The following is a 19,146-nucleotide window of genomic DNA, read 5'->3' on the forward strand; positions in this document are numbered from 1 at the left end:
TTTTGCCAAATAATTGTTATAAATATCAGTATGATATTGAGCAATATAAATATATACTAATCTATTCATGATACTTAATTGTTGTCAAAACGAAAGCAATTCTTAAAATTATAATGGATAGAAATAAAATAATAGCCTATACAATTGGTATAGTTTTTCTCATAGAGTTAATTGATGGTTCTGCACTTAATACTGCTCTACCTCAAATAGCAAATGATTTTCAAGTAAATGCGTTAACTCTTAAGGTAGCTGTAACTGTTTATCTGTTAGCTCTGGGGCTATTTATCCCTGCATCTGGTTGGATCTCAGATAAAATAGGCTGCAAAAAGCTTCTAATCATCTCTTTAATAGGATTTATTATTTCTTCTGTAGCTTGTGGACTATCAACAAACATTATTAGCTTAGTAATATTTAGAGCCTTTCAAGGAGCCTTTGGAGCATTTACTGCGCCAGTTGCTCGTTTGGCTATGGTTAGAATATTCAAAAATGATCGACTGACAGCGATGTCAATAGTAGCAGTTATTGCCACATTAGGACCTGTTATTGGACCTTTATTTGGAGGTGCGATGACAACTTATATTGGCTGGAGAATGATATTCTTTATTAATTTTCCTATTGTGCTAATTTGTATAATACTAATAAGCATCTACTTACCTAATATTTCAGTAGCAAAAATTAGAAAGTTTGATTTTAAAGGTTTTCTAATCCTTGGAGTATCAATAGCTTTATTAATGTTCTTTATCGATCTTATGATTGATGCAAGCATACTTCCAAATATTAAATGGTTAATACTTTTATCATCTATAATTTTATTTGTAGTATATCTTCGACATGCAATACGATTAAGTGATAATGCCGTTATTAATCTAAACATTTTCAAAAACAACTGCTTTAAATATCTTACTATTATAAGCTCTACGACTCGCTTACTGATAATGGGTATGTCTTTCCTTCTACCATTATATTTACAGACAAAGCAACACTTTTCTGCTTTTGAATCAGGCCTAGCATTAATGTTTTTTATAATGCCCGCATGGTATGTTAAAAAAGTAGTAAAAAAAGTACTAATAAGCTTACATTTTTATAAGTTTTTTATAATAACTCTTACAACAATGGCTTTTACATATTTGAGCTTAGGAATAGTCTTTATTGATTTTAACTTTTTTGCATTCTCAGTTTTACTTATAATAATCGGTATTTGTTTTGGAATGTTTACTATAGTTTGTAATGCAGGAATTTATAACTCTATTGAAAATGATGAGCACATGAGTCCTGCGACAATTGTTAATAGTTCAATAATTCAATTAACAAATGCATTTGCCATATCATGGGCAAGTGTAGTTTTAGCAATGCTTTCTGGGATTAAAAATATAAGCTTTGATTCTATTATATCTTCTTCTGCTTTTGCATGGATTCAGGTTATATATTTTTTAGGTTTATTAGCTATCTTAGCTTATGTGATCCTTTGCAAACCTAATAACTTAAATAAAGTTTCAACATCTTAATCAAAGTAAATTATTCAAATACTTCCCTGTATAAGATTTTTTGCATTTAACAATATCCTCAGGCGTTCCTTCAAATATTATCCGACCTCCTTTATTCCCTCCTTCGGGACCTAAGTCTACTATCCAGTCAGCCATTTTGATAACATCAAGATTATGCTCGATTATTACTACTGTATTACCTCTATCACGTAAGTCCATAATTACTTTTAGAAGTTGATGAATATCATAGAAATGTAGCCCTGTTGTTGGTTCATCTAAAATATATAAAGTCTTTCCTGTTGAGCGTTTTGAGAGCTCTTTAGCTAACTTAACTCTTTGAGCTTCTCCACCAGATAAAGTAGTCGCACTTTGACCTAACTTAATATAAGATAATCCCACGTTCATCAAAGCTTCTAATTTAGTTTTGATACTCGGAACAGCATCATAAAACTCTAGAGCCTCCTCTACAGTCATTTCTAATACTTCGTATATATTTTTTCCTTTATACTGTACAGCAAGAGTTTCACGATTATATCTCTTTCCTTCGCAAACATCACAAGCTACGTATACATCAGCTAAAAAGTGCATTTCAACTTTTATAACTCCATCACCTTGGCAAGCTTCGCATCTACCACCACGTACATTAAAACTAAATCTGCCAGCACTATACCCCCGTGATCTTGATTCCGCAGTAGCTGCGAATAACTCTCTTATAGGAGTAAAAACACCTGTATATGTAGCTGGATTAGAACGAGGAGTACGCCCTATTGGTGACTGATCGATATCAATAACCTTGTCTAAATGGTTAAAACCTTTATGCGATTTATATTCCATAGGTACAAGCGTACTTCTGTTTAGCAATCTAGATGCCAAAGGATATAGCGTCCTATTTATCAAAGTTGATTTACCAGAACCAGATACCCCTGTTACACAAGTCAAAACACCTACTGGAATTTTTAAATTATCGCCTTGTAAATTATTTCCAACAGCGCCATTTATTTCAATATAACGATTTTTACTAGCTTTTAGTCTAGTTTTTGGAACTTCTATCTTCTTGCGACCACTCAAATAATCAGCAGTCAAAGATTTTTTACTTTTAATAATTGTCTGATAGTTCCCAGATGCTACTACTTCACCACCATGAACACCAGCCATTGGCCCCATATCAATAATATAATCTGCTTGTTTAATTGCGTCTTCATCATGTTCAACAACGATAACTGTATTACCTAAATCCTTGAGATTATGTAACGCGTCTAAAAGACGCTGATTATCTCTTTGATGAAGTCCAATAGATGGCTCATCTAATATATACATTACTCCTACTAGACCAGCACCAATCTGACTAGCAAGTCTAATGCGTTGTGCTTCACCACCTGAAAGAGTATCTGCCTGTCTTGCTAAATTTAAATATTCTAAACCAACATTTGCTAAAAACTCGACTCTCAATCTAATCTCTTTAAGTAAATTTTCTGCAATAATTTTTTGCTGACCAACAAACTCTAATTCATCAAGCCATTTTAATAAATCATCTATAGACAAAGCACATACATCTGCTATATTTTTATCATCTATAAATATATTTCTAGCATATTTATTAATTCTAGCACCATTACAAGACTTACATTTAAGATTACTCATTAGCTCATACAGGTCTTTTTTGACCATATCAGAATCAGACTCATAGTATCTACGCTCAAAGTGAGGTATAACTCCCTCAAATGGCTTAACTCTAGTTTGCCTACCGCCTCTAATTGAGTCAACAGTCATCTTAATAGCCTCATCACCTGAACCATATAAAATTACTTCTTGAATCTTTTTAGATAATTTTTCAAAAGGTTCATCTAATGAGAACTTGTAATGTTCAGCTAAGGATTCTAATTGTGAGTAGTAATACTGATTTGTCTTATTCCACTTGACAATTGCTCCATGTTTAAGTGAAATTGCAGGATCTATTATTACTTTTTTTTCATCAAAGAATTCTTTGACTCCTAGACCATCACAACTACTACAAGCTCCTAATGGACTATTGAATGAAAAAATTCTTGGTGATAACTCTTTGAGAGCATAATCACACAACGGACAGGCATGCTTAGATGAGAATAAAATATCATCAGCATTTTCGTTAGTCATATCTGCTAACTTGACAATACCATTACCAAGATCCAATGCAGTTTCTATAGATTCTGCAATTCGTTGCTCATTATCTTTTTTAGGCTTAAACCTATCAACCACAACATCTATGTTATGTTTCTTATAGCGATCTAACTCTGGATAATCTTCATCTAAATTAAAAAACTCTCCATTTATACGTACACGAATATACCCCTGTGCTAATATCTTATCTAACAGAGTATGATGAGTACCTTTCTTTTGAGAAATAATCGGAGCTAATATCATTAAGCGTGTATTTTCATCAAACTCTAAGATTTTATCAACCATCTGACTGATTGTCTGAGCTTTAAGCTCTATTTGATGAACTGGGCATTTAGCCGTTCCTGCTCTAGCAAAAAATACCCGTAGATAATCATATATTTCAGTAACTGTACCGACCGTAGATCTCGGATTATGAGATGTTGTTTTTTGATCAATTGAAATAGCAGGAGATAGACCTTCTATATGCTCAACATCTGGTTTATCCATCATCGATAAAAACTGTCTAGCATAGGAAGATAACGACTCAACATAACGTCTTTGTCCTTCTGCATACAGAGTATCAAATGCTAGTGATGATTTACCAGAACCACTTAATCCTGTAATAACAGTAAGCTTATCTCTAGGTATTTCAACATCGATATTTTTTAGATTATGGGTTTTTGCACCCTTGATGATAATTTTTTTCATAAAGAATTTTTTAGAGGGATATCCATTGGGTTTAAGATTATTTATATTCCACTTCTACAATTTCGTATGTAACTTTACCTTTAGGAGTATCTAAGATAATCTCATCACCAACTTCTTTTTTAATTAAAGCACGAGCTAATGGCGCTACCACAGATATCTTATGATTATCTATATCAGCCTCATCTTCACCTACTATCTGGTATGTTGTTTCTTCTTCGGAGTCAACATTCATAACTGTAACAGTAGCTCCAAAAATGACCATACCATTAGCCTGAATCTTTGTTACATCAATAACTTGAGCATTAGATAACTTTGATTCTATATCTTTGATTCTACCTTCAATGATACCTTGTCTCTCTCTAGCAGCATGATACTCAGCATTCTCTTTTAGATCCCCATGATCACGAGCTTCTGCTATAGCTTCAATAATTGCAGGTCTTTCAGTTTTTTTTAATCTATTTAACTCTGCTCTTAATGCTTGTTCTCCTGCTGGAGTCATAGGCACTCTACCATTTGTCATTATTTATTTTCTCCTTTTAATAACACACAAGTTAAATTATTCACAAGTATACGCGCCACCGCCCTCTCTTGTAGGACTATCAGTATAAACTACTCTGCCCACTAAGTTAATAACTAATGCTGCTTGGTATTTATTATTTCTATCACAATATGTGACGTTACCATTACCCGTAGCCATAAATCCATTAGATGATATCCTTATAAAACTAGATTTATTTGCTAAATTGATATATATATGTTCACCATGACCTCTTGGTAAATTCGCTATTATATCATCCTCAGCACTATATATTTCTGTGCCATCAACACTCTCAAAGGCGACTACTGGGTTATCATTCCATTGATCAGAATTATCTCCTCTTAGACAACTAAAAGTATTACGATCAAGCTTGCCATCATCATTAAAACTCACTTCAGCATCAGCTGCACAAACAATAACAGTTCTGCTATCAGAGCGAGCCCTAATAACACTATACTCAATTAACTTTTGTAAATTAGTTAATCTAGTTTCAGCAAATGTTTTATAGTAAAAAGAAAAGGAACTAATTGCTGCCATCATCAATATAGTCATAATAGCAATAACAACCATTGTCTCAACTAAAGAAAAACCTTTTTTCTTACTAATAATCATTATTTATTTTTTACCTTCGCTATGAGCCACTTAGTTGACTCATCTAAGTTTTGATACTCTATTGAAGAGTTATCGCTCATTGCCTTTAAAATATTTTTACCAAGTTTTTTGCCAAGCTCAACACCCCATTGATCATAACTATTGATATCCCATAATACTCCTTGAACAAATATCTTGTGTTCATATAGGGCTATAAGTGCTCCGAGGGTATATGGACTCAACTCATCTAATAAAATTGTCGTACTTGGTCTATTTCCTGGAATCACTTTGTGAGGTGCTAACTGTTTTGCTTGAACTTCACTCAAACCAGAATTTAAGAGCTCATTATAAACCATATCATAAGATTGTCCAAACATTAGCGCTTGTGACTGAGCAAAACAATTAGCCAGTAAAGCCTGTTGATGATTATCATAACTATGATGACTTGTCGCTACAGCAATAAAATCAACCGGAATAAAAACATTACCTTGATGTAGAAGCTGATGAAAAGCATGTTGTCCATTTGTGCCAACACCACCCCAAAGGACAACACCTGTTTGATAATCAACACTATTACCTGCAATATTTACTGATTTACCATTACTTTCCATATCAGCCTGTTGAAGATAGTCAACAAAATAACAAAGTCTCTCATCATAAGGAAGTAAAGCTTGTGATTGACTGTGATAAGCACAAGAGTAATAGCTCGCTAATAGTCCCATAATAACAGGGATATTTTTATCAAACTCGGTTTCTTTAAAATGCTTATCTATAGAATAGGCACCTGCTAAAAGTTTCTCAAAATTATCATAACCAATTGCAAAAGCTATCGACATACCAATAGATGACCATAATGAATAGCGACCACCTACCCAATCCCACATTTTATAGCAGTGTTCAAGATTTATACCAAACTCTTCTACTTTATCTAATTTACTCGATATAGCTACAAAATGATTAGCCACAGCTTTTTCATCTTCATAATGATCAAGTAACCACTCTCTAGCTGAAATAGAGTTTAGCAGAGTCTCTTCTGTTGAAAATGATTTAGAAGCCACAATAAATAAGGTTGTCTCAGGATCAATAACATGCAAAGCTTGTAGTAATGAATCAGCATCTACATTTGAAACAAAATGTACTCTTAATCCTGTACAATGATAAGGTTGTAATGCTCTGACAACCATCTTAGGCCCCAGATCTGAACCACCAATCCCAATATTCACAATATCTGTAATTCTTTTACCTGAAAAACCTTTCCACTCTCCTGAGGTTACTTTCTCAACAAGAGCTTTTACTCGCAGTTTCTCTTCATTCACCTCTTTACGAATATCTTGTCCATCTATAACTAGTGGAGAATTAGACAAATCGCGTAACGCTGTATGCAAAACAGCTCTATTCTCAGTTGAGTTGATTTTTTCTCCAGCAAACATTTGCTGGATTTTATTTTTAAGATTAGATTTACTAACTGACTCTAAAAGAGTTTTCAATATACTGTCATTTATAAGATTTTTTGAATAATCAAAATATATACTCTCAAACTTTAAAGATAATTTCTCAACTCTGTGATTATCTGTAGCAAACTCATGTGATAAGCTTACTTTCTGTTCTTTTAGCTTTTTATTAGAATCATTACAAAATAGCATTTAATCTATCCTTATATTTTGCATGCGATATAAACAATAAAATATCTCCACGTGAATAAGATATCTCAACCTTATCCTCCGTAGCATAATTTCTTGCACCTGTACCAGTATCTATACTCAAGCTTGCTCCGCTTAAAGGATACCTAAGACCATTATAATATATATTTTCTGCATATCCAAAAGGCATAACTGAAAACATCTTACCCAATACACCACTGACAGTATATTTTTTAGGTATAAAGAAGTATCTAGAATATATATCTATAAACTCAATCTCTATCTTTTGTATATAGTTTTTAGCAATAGTAATATTACATAAGAAATGATCCATTTCTCCTTCTGATGCACCAAATACATAGATTTTTGAAACACCTAGAGATATTATATATTCTAGTGATTTTTCAAAATCAGTAGAGTATTGATCCTTATCAATAAGAAATAGCTCGTCATTTAAAACAGCAAATGAATCAAAATCTCCTATAACTTTTTTAACTTTTGAATTTAAATAATTAGATTTATTGATCTTTTCGTAAGCACCATCTGCACAAAATATATCAAGATCATTAAAACTGCTCTGAATATACTTTTCACAAAAAAATAAATCAATACTACCATTTAAGAACAATATAGCTTGTGACATTGTTTTTATATTTAGAAAATAATAGTAAATTATAACTTATTGTGACAATAATCAAGAAATTTTAAGACTGATAATTAGGTGGCTCTTTTGTAATTGTTACATCATGGACATGTGATTCTTTCAAACCCGCTCCAGTAATCTGAACAAATGTAGGTTCTGTACGCATTGTTTGAATATCTTTTGAACCAGTATATCCCATACTAGATCTTAAACCACCTATTAACTGATGAATAACTGCAGCTAGATGGCCCTTGTAAGGCACCCTACCTTCGACACCTTCCGGAACGAACTTCTTAGCATCAGTATTACCTTGGAAATATCTATCAGAAGAACCCTGCTCCATAGCCCCAAGCGATCCCATACCACGATATGACTTATAAGAACGCCCCTGAAAAAGTTCGACTTCACCTGGTGACTCTTCAGTACCACCGAAAAGACCACCAATCATAACTACTGATGCTCCAGCAACTATAGCCTTTGCTATATCTCCAGAGAATTTGATACCTCCATCAGCAATAACAGGGACTCCTGTACCTTCTAAAGCCTCAGTAACATTTGATATCGCTGTAATCTGTGGCACGCCCACACCTGCAACTATTCTTGTAGTGCATATTGAACCAGGACCTATACCTACTTTCACAGCATCTGCACCAGCCTTAATAAGATCTTTTGCAGCTTCTGCTGTAGCAATATTCCCACCTACAACCTCAATATTTGGATAATTATCCTTGACCCATCTAACCATATCAAGCACGCCTTGAGAATGACCATGCGCTGTATCAACCACAATTATATCAACCCCTTCAGCAGCTAATGCAGCAACACGCTCTTTTGTATCTGCAGCAGTACCAACAGCAGCACCAACTCTTAGACGACCAAGCGAGTCTTTGCAAGCATTAGGCTTATTTTGTGATCTTTCGATATCTTTTGTTGTTATCAAACCAACTAGCTCACCTTGTTCATTAACTACGAGCAATTTCTCTATTTTATGTTCATGAAGTTTTTTCTTGATTGCACCTTGAGAAGCATCCTCTACTACTGTCACTAACTGATCTCTAGGCGTCATTATAGAGCTTACTGGCTCGTCAAGATCTTTAGCAAATCTAAAATCACGCTTAGTAACAATACCAATAATCATATTATTATCATCAACAACCGGAAAACCAGAAAAATTATGTTCTTTCGCAAGCTGCATAACCTCTTTGATTGAGCTTTCTTGCTTTATAGTAATTGGATCAATTACCATTCCGTTTTCAAATCTTTTTACTTTTTTAACTTCTTGAGCTTGAGCTTGTATAGACATATTTTTATGAATAATACCAATGCCACCTTCTTGAGCTATAGCTATAGCAAGACGAGATTCAGTAACAGTATCCATAGCTGCAGAAACTAAAGGAATATTCAATTGAATATTTCTAGTAATATTTGTCTTCAAATCTACTTGATGTGGAAGTACGTTTGAATATCTAGGCGAAAGCAACACATCATCAAAAGTGATTGCTTGTTGAGTAATTCTTAACATTTTTAATCTCCGTAATTAAAATCTAAAAGAGGTGATATTTAATTACAGAAATATTCTATCATATTAGAAAAAATATACTAGAGATAGATAAGCTAATAATCTACTATTTAGCCTGAGATAAAAGATAATGTACTAGTAATGGCACTGGTCTACCTGTTGCTTTACAGCTAGCAAAATCTCCCATTGCAGACCCTGCGATATCAAGATGAGCCCATTCATAGTCTTCTGTGAATTTTGATAAGAATAATCCAGCAACTATAGATCCAGCTGATCTATCACGACCACAATTATCCATATCAGCAACTTTACTTTCTAATTTCTTAAGATATGGTTTATGCAAAGGTAGTCTCCACACCAAATCATTAGAAGCATCTGCTGCTTGTTGGAGGCTGTTAGCTAGTTTATCACTATTAGCAAACAATCCAGAAAAAGCATCGCCTAAAGATATAATCATAGCCCCTGTTAGAGTTGCCATATTAACAACTGCTTTTGGATTGTATTTGCCGATATAAGTTAACGTATCACAAAGAACCAAACGACCTTCAGCATCTGTGTTGCTTACCTCTACTGTTATACCCTTCATACTCTTAAGTACATCACCTGGTCTATAAGATCTAGCATCTACAGCATTTTCTGCTAATCCCATAACCCCAACTACATTTATAGGAATGTTTAGCATTGCTAGAGCTTTCATTGTACCCATAACAGCTGCAGCACCACCCATATCCATTTTCATAGAGTCCATACCAGCTGCTGGCTTAATACAAATACCTCCATTATCAAAGACTAAACCTTTACCAACCAGTACTATCGGCGCCTCATCTTCGTCTCCTCCATTATACTCCATACAAACAGTATAATTAGACATATCGGATCCACGACCTACAGCTAGAGCACAACCCATACCAAGCTCTGCCATTGCATCTTGATCTAGATAGTTAAGATTAAATGTTTCATATTTAGATGTTAAATCTCTGGCCTCATTTAACATATAGTCAGTATTACAGATATTAGCAGGAAGGTTTTGTAAATCTTTAGCATAATTTTGACCACATGCAATTGCCGAACCAATCTTAGCAGCCTCTTCAAGATCTTGATTACCTGAATACACTAACTCAATCGCTTCTAATGAGAAATTTTCCTTTTTAGATTTTAGCTGATCGAAAACATAAGTTTCAGAAATAAATGCTCTAACAGTGTCTAATGCAAATTGCTTCACGCTAGCATTATCAAATATATAATCGATGTTTACAGAAACTTCTTTTATATTGAGCTTTTTAAGTTGCTCAGCCGCCTTAGCAATAACCTTATCATATTCTGATGCTATAAAATCTTGTCTAAGACCAAGACCTAAAAGAATCACAACCTTATCACCATGTAGCAAAGGAAGAACCTCACCAGACTCTGCTTTAAAAACTTTTTTATCTAATAAAGATTTAGAATTCGGGCATTTTGTTTCGGCAATTAATTTCTTGAGATTTTCTTCAGCGACGATTAATACCTCAGCAGACAAAGTCGACTGACTATTTACAACAATTTTCATTAGACATCCTATATTATTTGTAACACAATTTTATAAACATAATATCAAAAAAGAATATTTATCGCATTAAAATTAAAAGCTAGTTATTCTTATCTACTGACTTTTGCTTATAAAAAATATAGAATTGCAGTTAGCATAATTATTATATATACATAGTGACATACATTGATTCTTGAAAAATATTATAATAAAGACATAGTTAATACCTTTACATCGATTACGTTATTCATAATATCTATTGTATCGGCTAACTTACTTATTCGACTTTTTCAACAAGCATACTCACAAGGTTTAGGCATTGACTCAATTATAAAGTTTGTGATATTGACAATACCAGGAAACGTAAGTCTTGTAGCTCCTATTGCAATATTTCTCGCTATTGTGATTTGTTTTGGTAAGTACTTTGCGAATAATGAAATGTTTGTAACTCTAGCAGGTGGAGTTACATGGATGCAAATAGTTAAAAATACCATGAAACCCGTATATGCTCTGACAATCATCACATTTTTGACAGTAATGTATATTAACCCATTATCCAAGCAAACCCAGGATATTTATCAAGCTTCACTAACAGCAAAAGCTCTTTTGTCCTCAATAACAGATGACAAAATAATTAAAACTACTGACGGAAAAGTCATATATATAAAAAGCAAATCAGGGAATACTCTTAAAGATGTTTTTTTATATATGGCTACAAATAATAGTGATGAATACAAAGTAGTAACAGCACCTGTTGCACAAGTTATAACAGATAAAGGGGTTGCCTATGTAGACTTTCATAATGCTCACATATACACAAAAGAGCCCAAAACATCTGAGTATACTTATGACACAGCTAAAAATGCTATCTACACTATCTTTGACACTTCTGATCGTGATTATAATCATGATAAAGTTGATAGACTATATATGCACACTCTTATAGAAAACTTTACTGACAAAGATGATGGTACTGTCTCTCGTGGAGAATTCTTTGGACGTATTAACAACTCTATTTCTGTTATAGTAGCATCACTACTAGCACTTGCGCTTTGTCGACTAAGACCAAGACAGAACAAATATGCTAAACTACTACCCTCTGTTGTTATTCTAGCCATATATTTATGTAGCAACATGTTTGTAAACACTCTTATGACTGGCGGTAAATTACCCGTTTGGATAGGACTTTGGCTTCCTCATATCTTTTTTATAATTTATGCTATTAGAACAATAAAAAAAGATAATGGATCTTCTAAGAAGGAAAAATAAATGTTTTTAAACCGTATTGATCGCTACATATTCAAAACAGTATTTAGTAGCTTTCTTATTGTAAGTTTAATTTTCTGTATCTTGTTTTTTATTTTTACTTATCTAGCACAGGTAAGTAACAATGATACAGGTGCAAGCAATATAGAACTTATTATAATAACCATATACCAATTGCCAGGAATTTTATACACACTACTTCCAGCTTGCGCCATGGTTGGTGCTCTAATGGGACTTAGCTTGCTTGCAAACAACTCCGAGATTATAGTATTGAGGTCTTTTGGTCGCTCTACAGCTCAAATCGCAAAAGGGGTTGTACTGGTTGGTATCATAGGATCAATAACTACCTTAGTTTTTGGTGGATATATCGCTCCAGCTTTACAAAAACTTGCTGATTCGAATACTGTAGCTTATAACACTCATGATTTATGGCTAAAAACTCCTGATGGCTTCATGAATATCTCAAATATCGATCCAAATGAAGGAAAAGCATACGGCATAAGAAAGTTTATAACTAAAGATAACCAAGTACAGGAAGTTAGGTATGCTGAAAAAGCTGAATATGTGAATGATGCCACAGCAAATGTATTTGATGTGAGTGTCGTTACATTTCCTAACAAAGATGCTAAACATATTAGTATTAAGGAAGATGTTTATAAAGCTATCTGGTCCAATCCCATACCAATATCTGTAGCTAAAGTTATCACTATCAATGACAATGATTATCTAAACTTCACTCAGTTGACTAGATATATGTTATCCAATAGCCAAGCCAAAGATTCAATATCACTAAAATTTTGGCAAGAGATTTTTCAACCATTAGCATTAATGGTGTTAATATTACTTTCTGTACCATTAAGTATCGGATCAACAAGATCCTCAACACTGATACTTAAACTACTCTTAGGTGCATTTTTTGGTTTTGCATTTTTTATTATTAACCAAATATTTGGTCCAATTGCATTAATTTTACACCTACCAACTATACTTGGTGCCGCAGGTCCTACAGTTATTGCATTGATATTACTAATTTATCTATTTATAAAATCTAAAGAAACATAAGAAACTTATATGAGCATCGATAAATACTCCCTTGATAATGGTCTTAATATATATATAAAAAAAGACTCGAGAGCACCTGTTGCTCTCGCTCAAATTTGGTATAAAGTAGGGTCAACATACGAGCCTACAAAACTAACCGGTATATCTCACATGCTTGAACACATGATGTTCAAAGGTACTGATAAATACACTAAAGATGAGCTAAACAATATAGTTGAAAATAATGGTGGCGTGCAAAATGCATTCACAGGATTTGACTATACTGCTTATTATCAGTTTTGGCATAAAAAAAATCTAGAACTAAGCCTATCTATTGAATCATCAAGAATGTCAAACTTACTATTTGATGAAAATGAATTTATTCCAGAGAGAAAGGTTGTACTTGAAGAAAGAAATCTACGCGTAGATGATAAAGCATTTAGTTATGCTTTTGAACAATTTATGAAACTTGCGTATCAAAATAACTCTCGACATACTCCAATAATTGGCTGGCGTGAAGATATTGAAAATTATACACTTAATGATTTAAAAAAATGGTATCAACAAAACTATGCTCCAAACAATGCTAGTATTGTTCTTGTAGGTGATATTGATAAATTATCTGCTATACCTATGATAAAGGACTATTTTGATGGTATTCCCAAATCTAAATTGATCAATATAGAAAAAGAGCCAAGCTTAATAAATATTGGCTATAGACATTCAAAAGTACAGAAATCACCAAATGATACAGATGCTGCGATATTAGGTTACATAACTCCCTCGCTAACAACTGATTATCATGATAATGATCCTTTTGCTTTAATGATCCTAAATAATATTATTGGTAGTGCTGATGCATCAATATTACAACAGCAATTAGTCAGAGATGAAAATCTTTGTTGCCACATAGATAGTGAATACTCGCCTTTTACAAAAGGTGAAGATATTTTTACTATTACAGCCATAGCGAACCATGATCAAAATTTAGATAAGATTCAGGATAAAATAGAAAACTGTATTGATAAACTCAAAAATAATGGCGTAACTCAAGAACAATTAAATAGAGCAAAAGTAACCATAAAAGCTGATAAAGTGTTTGCTATGGATTCACTTGAAACTCAAGCAAATTTGATAGGATCTCTTGCTAGTATAAATCTAGATGTTGACTACTATAAGTATCTTGAGAAACTCTATGATGTCTCAATTAACGACGTTAATCGTGTACTTAATAGATATTTTGATAAAAATAACCTTACATCTCTTCACTTATTAAAGGATTAGAAACTATGATCCATAAATTTGATATAGATAATACAACAGTATATTTCCAAGAATCTCCTAGCCTACCAATGGTTGATATTCAGCTTAACTTTAGAGCTGGATCAGCATTTGATAGCGATCTAAATGGCTTGGCTGATTTAGCAGTAGGAATGTTCGCTACAAAAACTCAAAAATCTAGTGAACAAGAACTTATAAATAAAATAACAGATAATGGAATATCTATACATTCAGAAACTACTAAAGAGTTTTTTAATATAAAAATTCGTCTTTTAAACGATCGCAGTATTATTAATAATACTATTAAGATACTACAAGAAATTTTCACTATTCCTGACTTTGATGCTGATATATTAGAAAGAGAAAAAGTTCAAACTCTTACTCATATTGATTATTTATATCAGCAGCCTAACTACTTAGCTTCACTTGAGTTTTCAAAGCATATTTTTGCAAATAATCCTTACAGCAAACCAACAATTGGCTACAAAGAAACTATTAAAAAAATATCAAAAAAAGATATCAAAAACTTTTTTAGCGAAAATATTTGTGCAAAAAATGCCAATATATGCATAGTTGGTGCTATTGATAAAATACAGGCTGAAAATATTTCTCAAAAAATAATTAGCTTTTTACCGAAAGGTAAAAAAAATACGCAAAAATTTGCTCAACAAAAAAATAATTCTCAAATAGTTAAAAATAAGTTCTCAAGTAAACAAACAGCTATACTAACAGGTCATCAATTGTTACTTGATATTAATGACCCATTATATTTCCCACTAAAACTAGGAAATGAAATACTTGGCGGTGGTGGTTTAAACTCTCTGCTTTTCAATAAAGTTCGTGAAGAGCTTGGATTAGTTTATAATATCTCAAGCACAGCTAACATTAATCCTGATTATGGTAGCTTTGTGGTATCTGCTCAAACAAGTAATCCAAACCTTGCTTTAGAAACTATAAATAGTGTCTACAGTAATTTCATCAATTCTACTATAGATGAACAAACTCTAACAAACTCTAAAAAGCATATTGAAGGCACGCATCTACTAAGTAGTGTAAAAAATAGCTCTAAGCTAAATATGTTATCTTCAATTGCAAATAAAAATCTGCCTTTAGATTTTTTTGATACCTATGTTGAGCATATTAATAATGTTACTGCTACACAAATTCACAATGCTTACCAAGCTATACAAGAAAATAACATAATCACAGTAATGGTTGGAGATATCGAATAAGTGAAGACAAATACTATTCGTATAATATCTGGAAAATACAAAAATCGAAGACTAAAATTCCCCAATGTGAATGGCTTACGTCCAACTTCTGATCAGCTTAAAGAAACTATCTTTAATTGGTTAGCTCCATATATACATGATAGTATTTGCATAGATGCTTTTGCTGGCAGTGGTAGCCTAGGTATAGAAAGCATATCAAGAGGCGCTTCACAAGCTATATTTTATGAACTTAATTTTAAAGCTTTGCAGCAAATCAAAGAAAATATTAATACATTAGAAATACAGAATTATCAAATATATAAAACCGATAGTATAAAAGCCCTTGCAAATTTTAACTCCAACAATTCTAGGCTAATTATATTTTTAGACCCTCCATTTAATAAAAATATTATTCCCAAAGCTCTAGAGTCGATATTAAAAAATCAAAATATCCCTAATGAAACATTAGTATATGTAGAAACTGAAAAAACTGCTGAATATAACCTTGATGGTTTCGATATATTAAAAGAAAAAACAACTTCAAATATTTCTGCAAAACTAATAATAAAAAATGATTTAAATTCTAAAAATAATCTCTAAAATATAGCCAACTCTAGCTTTTGGAAATAATTATGTACCACGTTGGAATATCAGGCCCTTTTATTTTTACCATTATGTTCCTAATAGGCATAATTGCTGAAAGCATGACTGGAGTAATCTCATCATCTCGAAGAAACATGGATGCTTTTGGTGTAGTTGCAATCGCATTAACAACGGCTCTAGGTGGTGGTGTGGTTAGAGATTTGCTACTCGGTAATCTACCAGTAACGATTATGCTCCATCCTCACTATATTGTGATATGTTTATGTTTCTCTATTATTGCTATTTTTACACAAAAATATATCAATAAGTTTTATAAAATATTTTTGATCTTAGACTCAATTGGTCTTATTGCATTTGCATATATAGGTAGTAGTATAGCGTACCAAATTTGTACAGAAGTATTTCATATGAAGTTCTTTAGTGTTTTTATAGTTGGAATTGTTATTGCTATAATTAATGGTGTAGCTGGTGGTATTATGAGAGATATGATCTGTAATGATATCCCTGTTGCCTTTAAAGCGGAGCTATACGCATCTGTAGCAGCGGTCGTTGGAGGTATGAACATTATCTTTATATATTTGGATGTGAATTTATATATTAGTGCTGCAATAATTATCGGATTTGGATTAACTATAAGAGTCATGTCGATAGTATATAAATGGAAATTACCTATTATCTAATAATAGATCTCTAACCTACTACTTTTAAATGATTTCAGCTATATATCTAAAATATCTAAATACCACTATGAAATCTAAACTCTGAATCTGAAGATAATATAAGATCCTTTTCTATTTCACCTATTCTTCTGATATCTTTACCAATATCTGTAGAAGAATATTTTTCTGCAAAATGTAGATATATCGTAAAATGTCTTTTTTCTGACTCTAATAATCCATTATAAAACTTCTGTAACTCAGAATCTAAATATGGAGCAACTTTTGCAAATCTTTCACAAGAACGAGCTTCTATATATGCTCCAATAATCAAAGCATCGATGAAGCGCCCTTCTTTATCTGTCCTAGCAGCTTTAATTAACTGACTAGCATATCTAGATGCTGATATAGCTTTGTATTGTATGTCCCGCTTTTTCATAATACGCATTACTTGCTCAAAGTGTACTAATTCTTCTCTGGCAATCTTAGACATTCTTGTTACCAGTTCATATTTGTCTGGATGTCTATATATATATGTCATAGCTGAAGATGCTGCTTTCATCTCACAATGAGCATGGTCTACAAGCATAAGCTCTATATTTACTAATGCTTTCTGTATCCATTGGTCAGGTGTTTCACATAACAAAAAATTCTCAATAGTTGCAAAGTCTGCATACTGCTGCTTCATAATAGCTTATAAATTTATTTTTTGAAGTATTATAAAAAAATTGCTTAATATATTCTATTTAAAATTATTAGGAGTAGAATATTTATATGAATAAATCTAAATATTTGAAGTTATGAGTAATATAAATATAGCTAATAAACGCGTAGTAAAAAATGAAGTTCTTTATCACATTGGGTTAAGTGAAGAGATGATAGATAGTGCAGAAATCGCAATTCTTCCTGGAGATCCTAAAAGATCTGAGCCTTTAGCAAAAATGTTAGATAAAAATGCTACATTTCTTGCTACTAATAGAGAATATACTTCTTATTTAGCCAAAGTAGCTAATAGAAATGCCATTGTCATATCAACTGGTATGGGTGGTCCTTCAACAGCAATATGTATTGAAGAACTAGCTATGATAGGAGTCAAAAAACTGATACGTGTAGGAACATGTGGTGCTATTCAAGAAAATATTGATTTTGGTGATTTGATATTAACCACTGCATCTGTTCGTTTAGATGGCACATCATATCATTATGCTCCAATAGAGTATCCTGCTGTTGCTGATTTTAAATTAAATAGCTCTTTATACAACTCAGCAAAATCATTAAATATAGATATTCATTGTGGAATAACAGGATCTTCCGATACTTTTTATCCAGGTCAAGAAAGAAGAGATAGCTATAGTGGTTATGTAAGAAAACATTTTAGAGAATCTCTAGATGAGTGGAGAAAATTAAATGTTCTTAACCTAGAAATGGAGTCTTCTGCTTTGCTTACAGTATGCGCCACTTTTGGCTTGCAAGCTAGCTGTATATGTACAGTTCTAGCAAAGAGGACAACCTCAGAATCAGTCAATAAAAGCAGATATAATGAAGGTATGCAGAGTATAATGTCAATCATAAAATACTCGATTGAAAATAATTTCGAAAACTAAGGAGAAATAAATACTAATGAGCAATGATATTAACAACAAACTAATTGATGCAGCTATACAAGCAGCTGGGAATGCTTATACTCCATATTCCAAGTTTAATGTTGGTGCTGCATTATTAGTGAAAGATGGCTCTATTTTAAAAGGTGCTAATGTAGAAAACGCTTCTTATGGACTGTGCAATTGTGCTGAAAGAACAGTGTTATTCTACGCTTATGCCCAAGGTTATCGTAAAGAAGATATCAAAAAACTTGCGGTAGTTGCAGACACTCCAGAAGGAGTTTCGCCATGTGGTGCTTGCCGACAAGTTATGTCAGAACTTTTGGATCTTGAATGTCCAATCATATTATCAAATATCAAAAAAACAGATATAAAAGAAACAAATATTAAAGAACTTCTTCCATATATGTTTTCTTTCTAAAAAAATTATTAACAACAAGCAAAATTAACAACATAAACATAAGTTAATGTATAACTATTATGCTTTTATAAAAATAAATAATGGTGGGTAGTACAGGATTCGAACCTGTGACCAATTGGTTAAAAGCCAACTGCTCTACCGACTGAGCTAACTACCCATAACTACAAAATAAAATCTCTTTAATTTTGTATTGAAATGATTAATCTAATGGTGGGTAGTACAGGATTCGAACCTGTGACCAATTGGTTAAAAGCCAACTGCTCTACCGACTGAGCTAACTAC

The 19,146-nt window shown here is 32.6% G+C and carries 17 protein-coding genes and 1 tRNA gene; 9 read left to right on the plus strand and 9 right to left on the minus strand.

Annotated elements, in window-relative coordinates; genetic code table 11:
* Positions 1–113 precede the first annotated feature (113 nt).
* On the plus strand, positions 114–1,505 hold the full coding sequence (locus ACKTR7_RS02500) for an MFS transporter (RefSeq protein WP_407876873.1): 1,392 nt from the start codon (positions 114–116) through the stop codon (positions 1,503–1,505).
* Here the strand turns inward: ACKTR7_RS02500 and uvrA are convergent, their stop codons facing one another.
* The 7 genes from uvrA to ACKTR7_RS02535 form a co-directional block, all read right to left on the minus strand.
* Positions 1,506–4,328 carry an excinuclease ABC subunit UvrA gene (gene uvrA / locus ACKTR7_RS02505; protein WP_407876874.1) on the minus strand — a complete coding sequence of 941 codons (2,823 nt, stop codon included), beginning with the start codon at positions 4,326–4,328 and terminating at the stop codon, positions 1,506–1,508.
* A 37-nt stretch (positions 4,329–4,365) separates the two neighbouring features.
* Positions 4,366–4,848 carry a transcription elongation factor GreA gene (greA, locus tag ACKTR7_RS02510; protein ID WP_407876875.1) on the minus strand — a complete coding sequence of 161 codons (483 nt, stop codon included), beginning with the start codon at positions 4,846–4,848 and terminating at the stop codon, positions 4,366–4,368.
* Positions 4,849–4,884: 36 nt separating this feature from the next.
* Positions 4,885–5,478 (minus strand): pilus assembly FimT family protein, encoded by a 594-nt coding sequence (locus tag ACKTR7_RS02515; protein WP_407876876.1) that lies wholly within the window; start codon positions 5,476–5,478, stop codon positions 4,885–4,887.
* Positions 5,478–7,100: a glucose-6-phosphate isomerase gene (gene pgi / locus ACKTR7_RS02520; protein ID WP_407876877.1), complete on the minus strand. Its 1,623-nt coding sequence runs from the start codon at positions 7,098–7,100 to the stop codon at positions 5,478–5,480. The genes ACKTR7_RS02515 and pgi overlap by 1 nt, the downstream gene beginning before the upstream one ends.
* The gene (locus ACKTR7_RS02525) at positions 7,087–7,740 is read right to left on the minus strand and encodes a thiamine diphosphokinase (RefSeq protein ID WP_407876878.1); all 654 of its coding nucleotides are present in this window, start codon (positions 7,738–7,740) and stop codon (positions 7,087–7,089) included. The genes pgi and ACKTR7_RS02525 overlap by 14 nt, the downstream gene beginning before the upstream one ends.
* 61 nt (positions 7,741–7,801) lie before the next feature.
* On the minus strand, positions 7,802–9,262 hold the full coding sequence (guaB, locus tag ACKTR7_RS02530; protein WP_369851425.1) for an IMP dehydrogenase: 1,461 nt from the start codon (positions 9,260–9,262) through the stop codon (positions 7,802–7,804).
* A 103-nt stretch (positions 9,263–9,365) separates the two neighbouring features.
* Positions 9,366–10,805, minus strand: coding sequence for a leucyl aminopeptidase (locus tag ACKTR7_RS02535; protein ID WP_407876879.1), 1,440 nt, complete (start codon positions 10,803–10,805; stop codon positions 9,366–9,368).
* 165 nt (positions 10,806–10,970) lie between these two features.
* Between ACKTR7_RS02535 and lptF the strand changes: the two genes are divergently transcribed.
* From lptF to ACKTR7_RS02565, 6 genes are read left to right on the plus strand one after another with little or no spacing between them, the layout of a single operon-like run.
* On the plus strand, positions 10,971–12,053 hold the full coding sequence (gene lptF, locus ACKTR7_RS02540; protein WP_407876880.1) for an LPS export ABC transporter permease LptF: 1,083 nt from the start codon (positions 10,971–10,973) through the stop codon (positions 12,051–12,053).
* Positions 12,054–13,112, plus strand: coding sequence for an LPS export ABC transporter permease LptG (gene lptG / locus ACKTR7_RS02545; protein WP_407876881.1), 1,059 nt, complete (start codon positions 12,054–12,056; stop codon positions 13,110–13,112).
* Between the two features lie 9 nt (positions 13,113–13,121).
* On the plus strand, positions 13,122–14,375 hold the full coding sequence (locus tag ACKTR7_RS02550) for a M16 family metallopeptidase (protein ID WP_407876882.1): 1,254 nt from the start codon (positions 13,122–13,124) through the stop codon (positions 14,373–14,375).
* 5 nt (positions 14,376–14,380) lie between these two features.
* On the plus strand, positions 14,381–15,604 hold the full coding sequence (locus ACKTR7_RS02555; RefSeq protein WP_407876883.1) for a M16 family metallopeptidase: 1,224 nt from the start codon (positions 14,381–14,383) through the stop codon (positions 15,602–15,604).
* Positions 15,605–16,183 (plus strand): 16S rRNA (guanine(966)-N(2))-methyltransferase RsmD, encoded by a 579-nt coding sequence (gene rsmD, locus ACKTR7_RS02560; protein ID WP_159183834.1) that lies wholly within the window; start codon positions 15,605–15,607, stop codon positions 16,181–16,183.
* A 32-nt stretch (positions 16,184–16,215) separates the two neighbouring features.
* Entirely contained in the window at positions 16,216–16,866 is a 651-nt protein-coding gene (locus tag ACKTR7_RS02565) for a trimeric intracellular cation channel family protein (protein ID WP_004288058.1), read from the plus strand.
* A 55-nt stretch (positions 16,867–16,921) separates the two neighbouring features.
* On the opposite strand, the gene miaE is transcribed toward ACKTR7_RS02565, so the two are convergent.
* Positions 16,922–17,533 carry a tRNA-(ms[2]io[6]A)-hydroxylase gene (gene miaE / locus ACKTR7_RS02570; RefSeq protein ID WP_407876893.1) on the minus strand — a complete coding sequence of 204 codons (612 nt, stop codon included), beginning with the start codon at positions 17,531–17,533 and terminating at the stop codon, positions 16,922–16,924.
* A gap of 109 nt (positions 17,534–17,642) precedes the next feature.
* Between miaE and udp the strand changes: the two genes are divergently transcribed.
* Together udp and ACKTR7_RS02580 are read left to right on the plus strand one after the other, a co-directional pair.
* Positions 17,643–18,446, plus strand: a complete 804-nt coding sequence (udp, locus tag ACKTR7_RS02575; RefSeq protein ID WP_407876884.1) for a uridine phosphorylase — start codon at positions 17,643–17,645, stop codon at positions 18,444–18,446.
* Between the two features lie 16 nt (positions 18,447–18,462).
* Positions 18,463–18,864, plus strand: a complete 402-nt coding sequence (locus ACKTR7_RS02580; RefSeq protein WP_407876885.1) for a cytidine deaminase — start codon at positions 18,463–18,465, stop codon at positions 18,862–18,864.
* Positions 18,865–18,945: 81 nt separating this feature from the next.
* Here ACKTR7_RS02580 and ACKTR7_RS02585 read toward each other — a convergent pair.
* A tRNA-Lys gene (locus ACKTR7_RS02585) sits at positions 18,946–19,021 on the minus strand.
* Positions 19,022–19,146: the final 125 nt, after the last annotated feature.

It is taken from the genome of Francisella sciaenopsi, assembly GCF_045862875.1.
In the GTDB taxonomy this organism is placed as follows: domain Bacteria; phylum Pseudomonadota; class Gammaproteobacteria; order Francisellales; family Francisellaceae; genus Francisella; species Francisella sciaenopsi.

Bases quoted from the DNA above. Each gene is read 5' to 3' on its own strand.
- greA (WP_407876875.1), bottom strand. From the start codon at position 4,848: ATGACAAATGGTAGAGTGCCTATGACTCCAGCAGGAGAACAAGCATTA.
- guaB (WP_369851425.1), bottom strand. From the start codon at position 9,262: ATGTTAAGAATTACTCAACAAGCAATCACTTTTGATGATGTGTTGCTT.
- uvrA (WP_407876874.1), bottom strand. From the start codon at position 4,328: ATGAAAAAAATTATCATCAAGGGTGCAAAAACCCATAATCTAAAAAAT.
- ACKTR7_RS02555 (WP_407876883.1), top strand. From the start codon at position 14,381: ATGATCCATAAATTTGATATAGATAATACAACAGTATATTTCCAAGAA.
- lptG (WP_407876881.1), top strand. From the start codon at position 12,054: ATGTTTTTAAACCGTATTGATCGCTACATATTCAAAACAGTATTTAGT.
- ACKTR7_RS02515 (WP_407876876.1), bottom strand. From the start codon at position 5,478: ATGATTATTAGTAAGAAAAAAGGTTTTTCTTTAGTTGAGACAATGGTT.
- ACKTR7_RS02525 (WP_407876878.1), bottom strand. From the start codon at position 7,740: ATGTCACAAGCTATATTGTTCTTAAATGGTAGTATTGATTTATTTTTT.
- ACKTR7_RS02580 (WP_407876885.1), top strand. From the start codon at position 18,463: ATGAGCAATGATATTAACAACAAACTAATTGATGCAGCTATACAAGCA.
- ACKTR7_RS02500 (WP_407876873.1), top strand. From the start codon at position 114: ATGGATAGAAATAAAATAATAGCCTATACAATTGGTATAGTTTTTCTC.
- ACKTR7_RS02535 (WP_407876879.1), bottom strand. From the start codon at position 10,805: ATGAAAATTGTTGTAAATAGTCAGTCGACTTTGTCTGCTGAGGTATTA.
- ACKTR7_RS02550 (WP_407876882.1), top strand. From the start codon at position 13,122: ATGAGCATCGATAAATACTCCCTTGATAATGGTCTTAATATATATATA.
- udp (WP_407876884.1), top strand. From the start codon at position 17,643: ATGAGTAATATAAATATAGCTAATAAACGCGTAGTAAAAAATGAAGTT.
- ACKTR7_RS02565 (WP_004288058.1), top strand. From the start codon at position 16,216: ATGTACCACGTTGGAATATCAGGCCCTTTTATTTTTACCATTATGTTC.
- pgi (WP_407876877.1), bottom strand. From the start codon at position 7,100: ATGCTATTTTGTAATGATTCTAATAAAAAGCTAAAAGAACAGAAAGTA.